The following is a 13,909-nucleotide window of genomic DNA, read 5'->3' as shown; positions in this document are numbered from 1 at the left end:
CCGATGGCCAACTGGTACTCGTTCATCAAGCCAATGACCGCGTAGGTGTGGGCTGGTTGGGGAATTTTGTGGATGGTACCCTTGCCGTCGCGGAATTCTAAAAATTCTCCCGGTTTGTGATCCTGAGCGGGCGTGTACCGAAGGTGGGGGACAAACTCTCCGTCGCAGGAGTAGGTAATGATCACCGAGCTGTCTTTGGAAGCCCCCTTGCTGACCAGGATGTTCGTACAGGCAAAAGACATCACAGCCCAACTGCTCAGAAATGTTCCAATTACACCAGCAATCAACCATAAACGTTTCATGATTTTGATCCTCTTAATTGATAAAAGACACGTGTATTTTGGGAATCTCGTCTCTGTTGTTCGATTTTGATGATGCCGCAGATAGCCGCCTTTTTACACACCTGTTTGAATACAAAAGCGCAGATCTTTTTCATGGTGTCAAAACGTAGAAAAAAATCGGGTGAAAATCAAGCGTAAAATACAAAATTTTGTTGGGAATTTCTCAACCGTGCCCGTCTTGCAATCGTCTTTGTTTTCGCACATTGAGCCGTCTGTTCGATCGGCTGATCCTCCGGATTCGGAAACGTAAAGAGTCTGGTTTACGACTGCTGCGGTTTCAATCTGATCGTCTGTCCCGGTACCAGCTCCATTTCCAGAAGGGGACCCGTCTGGTTCACCGTACCGCCTGTGGCTTTCCAGGCTCCGGCAAATGGATTTTTCAGACGAAGGAGCCCTCCCTTTTCCGATTGAATGACGACCTCCGTAACGGCCCCTTGTTTTCTGCGGGCAGAAATCAAAAAGGCCCCTTCGGTGCGAAGTGTCTGAAAACTCACATTTTGCCAGCTTTTGGGAATGGCCGGGAAGAGCAGCACGACGCCGGTGTGGCTTTGAATCAGCATTTGTTGAATTCCTGAGGCAAAGGCAAAATTCCCCTCAAGTGTGAAGGGCCGGTAGGTGAATTTAGAGTAGCCCTTGCCCGACTGATCTCCATTGACGTGAAAGGAATTAGGCAGGCAAAAGGCTGTGGCGAAGATTTTAAGGGCACGGGCCGCTTTTTCCCCGTCTCGGGCGCGTGCGTACAAATTGCCCAGCCAGGCAAAGGAGTATCCTGTCCACCAGTCGCTGCCGTACTTTTCCAGAGTGTGCAGACTTTTTTGGATGATGGTCCGTTCCTGTTCTCCGTGCGAAACGTCTAAAAGACTCAGCGGGAAAATGGCCATCAGGTGTGAAAAATGCCGGTGTGAAAAGTGGTACGGAAATCCCGGAGCAATGGTCAATCCGGTGGAATCCGTGTCCAATGTGGGCCATTGGCTGAGCTGGTCGTTCCACCGGCGGACATCTTCGGTTTTGCCCAGGATTTTAGCCAGTTCCGCCGCTTTTTGCAGTGTCCAGCGAATGAGCGACCGATCAAAATTGGTTGTCCGGGCGAACCAGGCATTCCGTGAATTGTCGTTGAATTCGGGGCTGGAACTCAGCGGCAGTCTGCGTTTTCCATTCTTGCCGCGCACGGAGATTGCAGTGAGGTAGGTTGCCGTATCCCGGATCCAGGGGTAAGCGCGTTCGCGCAGAAAGGTTTGGTCCATCGTGTACCGCCAGTGCAGGTAAAAATGCTGACCCAGCCAGGCAGCCACGGTTGGCCCGAAAGAATACTGAATCCAGCCGCCCATCGGCTCGCCTGTAAGCGTGGTTACGCCGGGAACATTCAGGCCGTTCGTTCCAAAATAGGTCCGGGTGTATTTTTGAAATGCGGGGCGGTTTTTCCAGAGCCAGTTTACGAAGCCGGCTTCCAGATCCAGGTGATTGGCACTGTAAGCGGGCCAGTAACTGAGCTCGGTGTTCAGGTCGTGGTGGAAGTCTCCCTTCCACGGAGGAAGCCGTCCGTTGTCCGCCGTCCAAATAGCCTGAAGGGAAATGGGCGGTGCATCGGGACGGGCCACACACCCGAATTTGTACTGTTCCAGGTACCATTGCTTCTCCAGAATTTTGTCCGGCAGCGAGATGCCGGATTTCACCCAGAAATGCCTCCACCAGGCTCGGTGCTCTTTTGCGGATTCGGCAAAGCCCTGTTTAAATGCTTTTGCCACGATGCGTTGGGCTTCCGGTTGTTTTTTCCAGCCCGGAAACTCGGATGAAATGCTCCAGCAGCCTTCCAGAGAATGTTTGCTATTTTTCCAGATGACGGCGATCTGGTAACGAAATCCACCCCAGCCGGGCTGGGTGTAAACCATTTTCTGAGGATGTTTTGTAAGCGTTCCCTTAACGTAGCCCAACCGCCGCAAATCCTGACCTTTCACGGGGTTTTTCTCATTCGTTCCTTCAGGAGATGTGTAGGCCGGTGGAACCAGGGTAATGGCCGGTTGGTCGGGCAGGTTTTCAAAGCGGAACCAGCCGACGGGTTTGTCCGCCTGTACGAAGGTCAGGAGCCGGGCACCGCTCTCCCATTTAATTTCACACAGAGCGGTGTTCAGGTAAAGATGCACCGAGAGAACCCGGCCCAGTGCGCGGGTGTCGAATTCCATGGATCCCGCCGGAATTTTTGTGGGAGCAGGATTCTGATCGTACGGACGGTCGAATTTTTCCTGAACGATCCGGTACGTGTGGGTTAACCAGTGCCGGTACACCCAGCGGAATGTCCATTGGGGTGTCCCGATATTTTCCATCGGCCGCAAGTCCCAGAGATCGGCACGATCCAGCGAGAAGCGAAGGCGGGCTCCCTTTTGCCAGACTAACTGGCCCAGGATGCCGTTCCCAAGCGGCACGCCGTCGTCCCAGGTACGGGAAAGCTGTTTGAACTGAAGATCATGAGCAGAGGGCTTTCCCGTGAAATTAGGCCGGCTGCAAGAAATCGCTCCTGCAAAGAGAATCAGGAAGAAAATAAGAAGCCGGGATTTCATTTCCAGGACCGTGAACAAACAGTGTAAGACCTTCCGGAAAATCACAATGACACACTCTCCATATTAGGGAGCATTTTCGCTCAAAGGCTATTTTGAAAAACAAACAGTTCATTGAGAGGCAGGATTGTTAGAAAAGTAATGAGAAAATTTATTTGACGCAAGCAGTTTTTTAACCCGGATTCGGAAAACGGATGAATGGTGCTTCATTTTTCAGAGGCGGGCTTAAAATCAAAACGACGGGTGTTGTGCCGGTCGTACGTGCGGTTTGTCTGTTCGGTTTGAACGTTTTTCACAAGGCATGATTGATTGAACTGCAGCAAAACGACTGAGTTGAAGAAATCATTGGGTTGCCCGAATTTTTTTCTCGGGACAGAACTCATTGAATTTTCTTGAGGATATATTAAAAAAATAAACAAACCTTTCTCGCCGTGGTAAATTTTTTCTCCTCTTCCAAAAAAAATACTTGACAATGAAAATCCCGTTTTGTATATTTCTACAACGTTTGTCGCAAACATTTGCGTATTCATATAACTGAAATAATTAACCTGTTCCTCAACGGCAATTCGCCGGGAAATAAAGGCGGAAATCTTTCCAAGATTTATTCATATAAAAACTTTTTTTTCGGTTTCCAAGATTGAAATGGATTTTTAGAATTCAGAAGTCAGGGGCAAAGAAGTAAAACCGCATCCCTGATGCCAATTGCACGGATTAATCAGTTAAGATTCTTTATCCCTAAAATCATAAATAAATAATATGAATTAATCGGAGATTGAATCCTGCGAACGATTTCAGTTGTCTTTAGAGTACCTCTTCCTAAGAATAATCTCCTCTTTATGCTGTTCATGAGTATCCTGTTGTAAACGATACCTATCAATGCGGGGAAATAGAATGATAAATACAACCCGGCAAATAGAGGGGTATTTTTTACCCGCTTAAAATCCGGAGTTTTGGGTTTCACCGGAGCATTTTCGGGGGCGTATCCGGTGTTTACAACGAATAGATTCTACGATATCAAACAAGTGTCTAAATTGTCATGTTAATTGAGGGCAGCACTATGGTAAGTTGTAACGGAAAAAAAATTCGGAAGAGTACGGTTCCCCTTTTCATTTTTCTCGCCTTTTTTGCTCTTCTAATTTCTTCTCAACTGGTTTTGGCCGGGACAACGGGTAAAATATCCGGTGTAATTAAGGATAAATCTACCGGTGATCCGCTTCCAGGTGCAAACGTTATCATCGAAGGGACGAATCGGGGTGCCGCTGCCGATGCCAATGGCAGGTATCTGATTTTGCACGTAGCTCCCGGAACATACACACTTCGTTTTCAGATGATCGGATACCAAAAATTACGAGTGGAAAATGTACGCGTATTTACAGACCGGACCACAAAGATAAATGCAAAACTCCTGCCGCAGGCCATTCAGGGAAAGGCCGTAACGATTGTAGCCGGGCGGGAGCCGGTTGAGTTTGACCGGACCAGTACCTCAGCCTATGTGAGCAAAGAAGAGATTGAAGCCCTGCCGGTGTCCAATGTGAGCGAATTGGTACAGATGCAGGCCGGTGTTGTCAGCGATGCAGGGGGGGCTTTGCACTTTCGTGGAGGGCGCAGCCGGGAAGTGGCTTACATGATCGACGGAATGCCTGTGAGTAATTCCTTCAGTCAGGGGGGAGGGTCGAATGTGGCGGTAGAAAATAATTTTATTCAGGAACTGCAGGTGATTACCGGAACCTTTAATGCAGAGTATGGTTCGGCACAATCCGGTGTGATTAATGTGATTACAAAAGTTCCTGAAAAAACATATCATGCCTCCGTGGAAGCCATTACCGGAGGCTATTATGCGCCTCACGAACCCATGTACATCGGCCTCAATAAGTACGATCCTCTTGCAGAAAAAGAAACGAAATTTTCTCTGAGCGGGCCCGTTCCCGGGATGAGCAAAATCGGCAAATTAGGTTTTTTTGTCAATGGCCGCATTGTGGGTTCAAAGGGGTGGCTCAATGGGCAACGGAGGTTCCGGCCAAAGGATGGATGGGAAATTCTGGTCTATCGTGAGTGGTATCGGGCCATTTTTGATCCCGAAGATCCCTTGTTAATCAAGATTCCAGATTCCCTGCACACCGGGGACGGCAAGATTATTCCGATGAATTGGAGCAACTCGTATAATTTCAATGTAAAGTTTGTTTATCAGCCCAAAAGCTCAATGACGCTTTCCTATAATATGTTTCATAATTATTCCCACGGAAAAAGCTTTAGCAACCATTGGAAATTTTGTCCCGATGGAAAGGGGCAGCATTTTAATGAAGGAACAACGCACATGTTCGTTTTTACCCATGTGCCGTTAAAAAATGTTTTCTATAATATCCGTTATTCCTATCAATCCACTCAAAGCAAATCATTTATGTATGAAAGCGCCAACGATCCGCGCTATCAGCAAAATGCCGCAAATGCCTGGGATCCCGGCGTTATTACGGGTTATGATATGGGGGGATTTGATGACTGGGGACGAAATTGGTTTGATCAGAAGATCCATTTGACCAATGGGGATATCACCTGGCAGATTAATAAAATTGTGGAACTTAAAGCCGGATACGAGGCAAAATTCAGCCGATTCCATTACAAAAAAGCTCCCATGCGGGAGGTGTTCGGATACGAGGAACTGCAGTTTCCCTTTGCGCGAAAAGAAATAGAAGAATATGATCTTACCTATAATTTTTTCAGGGATTCAACAGCGCATTTTGAACATGGTCATGTCCGGCTCCGGGAAGCGAGTCCGGATAGTGCCAGAGATCAGCAGTTTTATGTCAATTATGTACGTTCTCCACGCGAAGGGGCCTCCTATATTCAAACCAAATTGGAAATGGGTGAAATTGTCTTGAATGCGGGGCTTCGCCTGGATTTTTATTTCCCCCGGGACCGCTATTGTCCCGATTACTCGAAAGTCTATCCGGAGCTGGTTGGTGACCCGCGATATTACATTCAGGCAAAACCCAAGTGGCAGTTAAGTCCCCGTTTCGGACTGTCATTCCCGATTTCTGATCGAGGGGCCCTTCGGCTTTCCTACGGGCATTTTTTTCAGACGCCCAGCTATGAAAAAATGTACCAGAATCCTGTGCTGCCTCATTACAACCAGTACAGTGTGGAAGGAACGCGGATCGGGAATCCGAATTTGAAACCGGAACGGACGGTTCAATATGAAATCGGATTGCAGCAGCAATTGACAGATGACATCTCATTTGAAACCACGATTTACCGCAAAGACATGAAGGATCTTCTGGGAATTGAAATTCTAACCCTGAGCAATGCTTCCACATTTTATCGCTATGTGAACAAAGAATATGGTAACTCCTCCGGTTTTACGATCGCTTTTAACCAGGGCATCAAAAATCGGTGGGTTTCATCACGGATTGATTACACCTACATGATTGCCAAAGGAAGTGCCTCTAACCCGGAGATTCTTCGGGATATTTCCGTGGTTGCCGGGCCCAGAAGCGGCAGCTACAATCTCGCCATTCGCAAGATCAATTATCTGGACTGGGATCAGCGCCATACCCTGAATGCATCGGTTACCATCCATCCGACGCCCAACATGAATATCAGTGCGATCGGACAAATCGGTTCCGGTTTGCCCTACACCCCGGCCACCCTCGACCCCTCCATTGAGCTTCCCGGCGGCTTGTGGGATAACCAGGGACGAAAACCGACACGTTGGAATGTTGACATGATGTTTTCACAGGCCTTTCATTTCGGCAATTTACGGGTGATGGCCATGGTTCGGGCATTTAATGTGTTTAATCATTTAAACGAAAATCGGGTGCACAGTGTGACCGGACATGCCGGCCCGGATGCTTACCTGCCGGAAGTGGGAAAGAAGCGCTATTATCGTTTGAAATACTTGGGTGAGTTTACAAAAAACGAGGCTGATTACGATCCCTCCTGGTATTCTCGACCCCGATTGGTTCAATTTGGTTTGCAAATTGGGTTTTAAAGTGTAAGGAATGAAGATGAATCGCGTAAAATTTTTCTCGGTCGTAATCCTAATCATGGGAATGATGGGAGGAATTCTCCTCGGCGGGGAAACCCTCTTTGCCCAGGAATTTGATCCTCATGGACGTGCTTACAAAACCGATGTCTCCCGCAGTGGAACCTCTGCCGGAACCATGCTGGAGATTGGTGTAGGTGCCCGGGCCGAAGCACTGGGTGGGGCATTTGCCTCCATTGCAAACGATCCGTCGGCTCTCTATTGGAATCCTGCCGGAATTACTCAGATTCCTTCCGTGTCGGCCCAATTTATGAGACTGAACTGGTTTGTCGGCACCACCTTTAATGCCTTCGATATGGTGGTCCCCATTATGCCGATTAATTGGGCGCTGGGTTTTCACCTGGCCATGCTGGATTATGGCGAAGCACCCGTGCGGACGGTTTTTCGCCCCGAAGGAACCGGCGAGGTCTACACCGCCCGGGACATGGTTGCCGGACTGTACCTGGCCATGGCCATTACCGATCGGATTTCAGCCGGATTGGGGGCCAAATATTTTTATGAACGCATCTGGCATGAAAAGGGCTCAACCATTGCCCTTGATCTGTCCATCCTCTACAAAACGCCGGTAAAGGGACTGCGGCTGGGGGGAACCATCAGTAACTTTGGGACCGAGTTTTCTCTGCACGGTCGTGATTTAACCCGCGTAATGGATGTGGATGGACGCAAGGACCGCTTTTTCAACAACGATGAGGTTCCCGTGGACATGGTGACCGAAGGCTATCCGCTTCCCCTGTTGTTTCGATTCGGGATTTCCTACGACTGGGTCCTGAGTGAGAAAAACTCCTTCACCTTTGCCGTGGATGCCAATCACCCCAGCGATAACACGGAAAGTCTGAATATGGGTGTGGAATTCAAGACATTTAACAGCATTTTCCTTCGTGCCGGTTACCAATCCCTGTTTGAGCGGGGAGCCAGCAATGGATTGTGTCTGGGCGCGGGCTTTGTTTACAGGATTTTGGGCCAGGCGGTCATCACCGTGGATTATGCCTGGTCGGATTGGTCGATCATGCAATCGGTGAATCGCTTTACAATTGGAATCAGCGGGTATTAATGGCTCAAAAGGATTGTTATTTTAGACGATAAAAGACGTTTGTGAAATTGAGGAGTTCTAAGAATGAGGAAGGTTTTGATCAACCGATTGAAGGTATGGGCTACAGCTATTCTGATGATTGGATTGCTGCTGCCGCTCTCACATTCTTCACTGAAAGCCCAGATGGGGCAACGCATTACGCGATACGACCTCAGCCCCATGCATTGGGTTCGTTTTCGGGCACGAGGTATATTTAACAGAAACCTGGTGTACAGCCCTGTCTGGAATATCGGGAATTTTGCCGATTCCGACCTGGACCCGGGTGAAAAATTACGGTGGCCGGGAAGCGAGGGGCTCCAGTACGGATCCTATTTTGTCTTTTATGTGGGCGGTTTGGTAAAGGATATGTCCATGTTCCGGGGGAAAGTGGTTCCTCCTCAAAATGAATGGCACGGAAAAGAATTCCCCATTGTGAGTGATTCCTATTTCAGAATTTACGGACCGTCCTCGAACGCACAGCTTTCCTCCGACCGCACCCACCAATGCATGTGGGAAGCCCGCCCCGGATATTTCAACGACGGCTTCGGGGGGTGGGTCTCCGGAATTGATGAAGACATCAATGGAAATAATGAATTGGATCCGGGCGAAGATGTGAACTTTAACGGTCAGCTGGATCACGAAGTGGAGCCGCCTCAATCCATCATTAAAAGTCTGGCCATGAGCACCGACAAGCGCACCTGGCCTGCTTACTGGCCGGCCGGGTCGTACGTGGGAGATACGCGGCCGCTTACCGGACCCGATAGTCGAAAACCCGGTATTCGAAAAGGGCTCTGGAACGGAGAATATGGAACCAAAACCATTGCGGATCAGGAATCTTACTACGTTATGGACGATCACGAAAATGATTGGTGGAACGATTGGCGGACGGAAAAATACTGGCCAATGAAGAATCCGGATGGAACCCCGGATACACGTCCCTGGATTAAAGATGGTATCGCCGGACTTGGGGTAGAGGTTGAAGGGCGAGGCTATGCCTGGTTCCATCCTCTTGCGGAAGATATTCTTGTCAATCTATTTAAAACAAAAAATTATAGTGACTACCTGTTGCCCCGGATTGTCACGGGGATTTATGTGGATGCCAATATCGCCGGACAAAGCCACTACAATCAGGTGGATTATATCGTGGCCTCCTATAATTACAGCGGTGTGGGCGGACGTTCCGATTTCGATATTATGTACCAGTGGTACAAATTCCCGGAGGAGCTGGGTACGAAGAAAAAAGTGGGTGTCCTTGGGTTTGCCTTTCTGGAAAGTCCCGGTATCGATTATAACGGAATTGATGATGATGCGGATTCCCTTGTGGACGAATCGATGAGCAATGGAATCGACGACGATCACGATTGGAGAGGGTTCTCGGATATCGGCATGGATCGCTTAAAACCGGGCGACGAAGATTACAAGGGCCCTGATAAAGACGGAACGGAAGGAAATGGGGTGTGGGATACGGAAGATAAAAATCATAACGGGGCTCTGGATCGGGGTGAAGATTTAAACCATAATGATCACCTGGATTACGAACCGGTTAATGATGATGTGGGAACCGATGGAGTCGGGCCGGATGATAATGAATATCGTGGACCCGACCCCGATGGAACGGAATGCAATGGCAAGATGGATCTGGGCGAACCCAATTTTGATATTACCGATATCGACGAAGCGGACCAGGCCGGCTTGAAGCACGTGTATGTGTACGAAGTGAACAACGATCTATTGTCCGATAAGGCCTATTGGGAGAAATATCTGCGCCGTGAAGATCAACGTGTAACCGACAGTGATGATGATATCTGCTTTACCTTCGGTGCCCGCGAAGTCAAATTGGAACGGAACAAGTGGAAGCGATTTACGATTGCCGTGATCATGGGACAGGATCGGGAAGATGTGGTTCGAAACAAATCCATTATGCAGAAGATCTACAATGCAAATTATCGCTTTTTAACGCCTCCCATTCAGCCCACGCTGATTGCACAGGGTTCCGATCACAAGGTTCAGCTTTACTGGGATGATGCTTCTGAAAAGTCGAAAGATCCCTTTTTCGGGGAGGATTTTGAGGGCTATCGCGTGTACAAAAGTACCGATCCTGATTTTTATGATCAGAAAACGATTACAGATGCCTTTGGAAATGTGCTGCTCTTCAAACCCATTGCAATCTACGACAAGATCGACGGACTTAAAGGTCCCCATCCTGTTCCCTTCCCTTCACTGGGGGTGCACTACGACATGGGAACAGACAGTGGCTTAAAGCATTCCTACAAAGATACGCTGGTGGACAATGGACGGGCCTATTTTTATGCCGTAAGCGGAATTGATGTGGGAAACGATGTGGATTTTTACGAGCGGGGTCTGGTAACGCTCAGGCACCCGATGCGTGCCATGCCCAGTGAATCCCCCTTTAGCATTGTGGTCAATCGTCTGGGAGAAGTCGTGTACCACAGCCGGGATGCTGCCATGGTTATTCCGCGTCAGATGGCTGCCGGCTACGTAGATCCTCACGTGGATACCCTGAAAATTGAGCATGTAAGCGGGTTTGCCCGCGGTGGGCGGCACAACATTGAAATCTTTAATCGGGATCATGCCAACATCGGGAGTGAATACGAATTAACCTTTAAAGATGATGGCTGGCTCGACAAATTGGATCCGCATTACCATCATGGCAATGTGATTGGGATTAAACTGAGAAACATCACAACGGACAGCGTGCTTTTTGATTACACAGACAGTACCTATCTGGCCTTTATGAATGATATTCCACCCATTTTGGAAAAAACCCTCTATGAGGGACTGCATTTCGACTTGTCCTGGCCGCTGCCTTCAAAGTGGAGTTTTTGGGATGATCCGTATCAGGGAATAAAGGTAATTAAATGGAACAAAAAGGGGCGAAAAACGCGTGAATGGCAAAAATGGGCAACCAAAACAGATTGTAATTTGTTTGCCTATTCCATTCAAATTAATAAATTGGCCTTTGCATTGCCCTATGATTTTGAAATCCGCGTGGGCGACCACATGGGAGTGGACACCTCAATTACCCGATTACCCCAGCCGGACGGTACCATTAAAACCATCGTGCAGCCGCTGAATTTTGCGGTCTGGAACGTGGCCGATCCGAACAACCCGGAAAAAATGAAGGTTCGGGTGTACTACGATCAGGCCAAAAGCACAAAGGATCAAACCCCGCAAATGTTTGGCCAGATCTGGGACAGCACCCGCGTCGTGATTATGTTTGGGCCCCACATTAATGATTATGGAAAAAAGGATTATTATTCCTCCTGGGAGGTACGCTTCTTTAAGAATATTCACGACTCCCTGCGTGCCGTTATTCCTCCCAAGGCAGGCGATATTTTTCGGTTTCGGACCGTCCGGAATCCCGATCGGAATGATGTTTACCGGTTTAAAGTCATTGGCGGGAAATGGGAGAAAAAGGATGCCAAAAAACGGATGAAGGATATTTATGTCGTTCCGGATCCGTACGTGGCGGCCAGTTCGTTTGAATCCATTTACCACCTGGGAGGGCGATCGGCCCGAAAGATTGAGTTTGTTAATTTGCCGCCAAAGTGCACGATAAAAATCTTTTCAGCCAGCGGGAAATTGATTAAGATCCTCCATCACAATGCCGCCGTAGATTATGGGCGTCAGGCCTGGGATTTAACAACGGAAGACGGTCCTGAAATTGCGTTTGGCATGTACTTTTACGCAGTGGACGCTCCCGGCATCGGGGTTAAACGGGGAAAATTTGCGGTCATTAAATAGCGTGTTTTTGGGTCAAGAAGTAGTGAGGGTGTTTCCGTGAAAAAGTATGTTCTTGTTGGAATGAGCGTGGGGGTTGTTTTAATCGCGTTCTTTCTTTTCAAAAAGAAGAAACCGGCCATTCCGACCGAAAAGATTTTGGCACGTGTGGGCAATACCGTCATTACAGAAGATGAGTTTAAATACAGTTACGAATTTGCGGTTGTCCCTCCGGCTGAAGGGAAAAACGCCCGCAGGGTGTATCTGGAGTATATGATTAAGGAACGCCTCCTGGCGCTGGATGGTGCCAAACACGGGTTTACTCAGTCCGAGTATGTGACCCGCCGTGTTCGTCATCGAACCTACAACGATTTGCTGGAAGCATTTTATGGCAAATACGTTCATGGGCGGGTAAAAATTCCCGAGAAAAAATTAGAGGATGCGCTTAAAAAAGGAACGGTTACGTTTAAACTTCGTATCTGGCCAACCCGAACAAAAGAAGAAGCGGAAAAGGCACGTATGCTTGCCCGCAAAATGGGATTTAAAAAGTTTATCAACGAACAGCTCAATAAACATGAAATGAAGCTGACGGATGAGAAACATTTTGAGACGGAGTGGCTGGATTTTCTGGATGTGCGTCCGGAGATATTGAATGGAATCAAAGACTTACAAGTGGGTGAACTCTCGAAGCCTATTCCATTTGATAACGGTTATGCCATTTTTCAGGTTTTGGATTTTCGCCGGGCCAGTATTACAACAGAAGAATTAAAACACGGAGTGAAACGAAAACGCATGGAAAACCGGCTCCACGATATTGAGGCGGACAAAATTGTGCATGCCTTAATGGATTCCGTTTTAACACCGATGAATATTCGTGTGAAAGGAGACGTATTCAACGCACTGGCTCCTCCTCTCTATCAATGGGTTCAAGCCAAGTTACCCTTCGGAACGCCTCTCCTGAATGCTGTGGAAAAACCGGACACCTCAAAAAAATACCTTTTAAAAATCAATCACTTGCTAAACAAAACCCTGGTTACGTTTAATGGAGGAAAGAAAACCGTTCGCGATTACATTGTATACATGGATTATTTCAGGCGTCACTTAAAGCATCATGCCTCCCTTGATGAATTTAAAAAGGCTCTGGCAACAGAAATCGGCCGAATGATGAAAAACGATGCGTTTGTCCGTATCGCCCAAAAAGATGGCTTTGAGGATTCGACATCCGTTGCTGAGGACATTGAGGAATGGAAAGAAAAATGGACCTATGAAGCGTATCGCAAGTACCTGGTTCGAAATATCCACGTTTCAGATGAAGAAGTAAAAGAATTTTTTAAGAAGCATTGGCGTTCGCTGCCGGTAGCCAACGTGGATTCCACTCAGTTTGAGAATTACAAAATTGAAGCCTATAATGAACTCCTTCACCAAAAACAAATAGAATTTTTGGAAACCAAAATTAAGGAACTGCGGAAACGCTATCCGGTTTGGGTGGATGAAAAAAAATTAGAAGCACTTGATCTCCCGGAGGGAAAAAATCACACCAGTTTTTCCTTCCTGGTTCTAAAACGATTTTCCGGACAGCTTGCATTTCCATCAATTGATCCCAACTGGGTGGCTTTTTGAGCTTCTCCATCGGTATCCGGCATATTGCCACTGTCAGAGAGCTGTGAATTAAAAAGGGAAACGATCGATTTCTTAATCACACACAATACGAATTAATCCAAAAAGAAAGGTGGTGATGCGTGCTCAAAATTGTGCAATCGATTGAATCAATGAAGAAAGGAGGGATGCCTGGATTAGAAAACCTGCGGTAGATGGACAAAACTATCGTAAACCTAATTTTAAGGAGGATGTATGAAAAAGGTATTGGGATTTTTTATCATTATGTTGTTTTTGGGCGTTAGTTCAGCGGCCATGGCTCAGTTCCTAATGGACGCGGATAGTTCGGATTGGGCGAATGAGCCTATTCTGGCAACGGCCCTGAATAACCAACCCAATTATTTCCCCTCGGAAGTGGGGGCAGCGGTTGATGATCGCATTGATATTAAAGAAATTAAAGCGAAAATTGTTGGAAATACGTTTTACTTCTTTATGAAATTCTGGGGCGGCCCGGTTTGGCCGAACCATGCATATGAGGAAGATGATCCGGTTTACGGGCATGTGACGCGGA

7 protein-coding genes are annotated in these 13,909 nt (G+C 47.7%); 5 read left to right on the top strand and 2 right to left on the bottom strand.

The annotated features are described in order from the left end of the window. On the bottom strand, nt 1-302 hold a 302-nt coding region (locus GXO76_07365; GenBank protein ID NOY77670.1), incomplete at its 3' end, for a dipeptidase. Between the two features lie 299 nt (nt 303-601). After that, nucleotides 602-2,896 carry a hypothetical protein gene (locus tag GXO76_07360; protein NOY77669.1) on the bottom strand — a complete coding sequence of 765 codons (2,295 nt, stop codon included), beginning with the start codon at nt 2,894-2,896 and terminating at the stop codon, nt 602-604. Between the two features lie 1,054 nt (nt 2,897-3,950). On the opposite strand from GXO76_07360, the gene GXO76_07355 reads away from it, so the two are divergent. The 5 genes from GXO76_07355 to GXO76_07335 all read left to right on the top strand — a co-directional run. Beyond that, a complete protein-coding gene (locus GXO76_07355) occupies nt 3,951-6,878 on the top strand; it encodes a TonB-dependent receptor (GenBank protein ID NOY77668.1) in 2,928 nt (975 codons plus the stop codon). A gap of 16 nt (nt 6,879-6,894) precedes the next feature. Continuing rightward, complete coding sequence (locus GXO76_07350) at nt 6,895-7,983, top strand: PorV/PorQ family protein (GenBank protein NOY77667.1); 1,089 nt, start codon at nt 6,895-6,897, stop codon at nt 7,981-7,983. A 63-nt stretch (nt 7,984-8,046) separates the two neighbouring features. Continuing rightward, on the top strand, nt 8,047-11,766 hold the full coding sequence (locus tag GXO76_07345) for a hypothetical protein (protein NOY77666.1): 3,720 nt from the start codon (nt 8,047-8,049) through the stop codon (nt 11,764-11,766). A gap of 36 nt (nt 11,767-11,802) precedes the next feature. Continuing rightward, nucleotides 11,803-13,362: a peptidyl-prolyl cis-trans isomerase gene (locus GXO76_07340; GenBank protein NOY77665.1), complete on the top strand. Its 1,560-nt coding sequence runs from the start codon at nt 11,803-11,805 to the stop codon at nt 13,360-13,362. Nucleotides 13,363-13,593: 231 nt separating this feature from the next. Further along, the coding region (locus GXO76_07335) for a hypothetical protein (protein ID NOY77664.1) at nt 13,594-13,909 on the top strand (316 nt) is incomplete at its 3' end.

Source organism: Calditrichota bacterium (assembly GCA_013151735.1).
Lineage (GTDB): Bacteria > Zhuqueibacterota > JdFR-76 > JdFR-76 > BMS3Abin05 > BMS3Abin05.
This window is presented reverse-complemented; position numbering and strand designations above follow the sequence as displayed.

Excerpts from the sequence above, each read along its gene's own strand:
- GXO76_07360 (NOY77669.1), bottom strand. The coding sequence starts at position 2,896 with ATGAAATCCCGGCTTCTTATTTTCTTCCTGATTCTCTTTGCAGGAGCG.
- GXO76_07355 (NOY77668.1), top strand. The coding sequence starts at position 3,951 with ATGGTAAGTTGTAACGGAAAAAAAATTCGGAAGAGTACGGTTCCCCTT.
- GXO76_07350 (NOY77667.1), top strand. The coding sequence starts at position 6,895 with ATGAATCGCGTAAAATTTTTCTCGGTCGTAATCCTAATCATGGGAATG.
- GXO76_07345 (NOY77666.1), top strand. The coding sequence starts at position 8,047 with ATGAGGAAGGTTTTGATCAACCGATTGAAGGTATGGGCTACAGCTATT.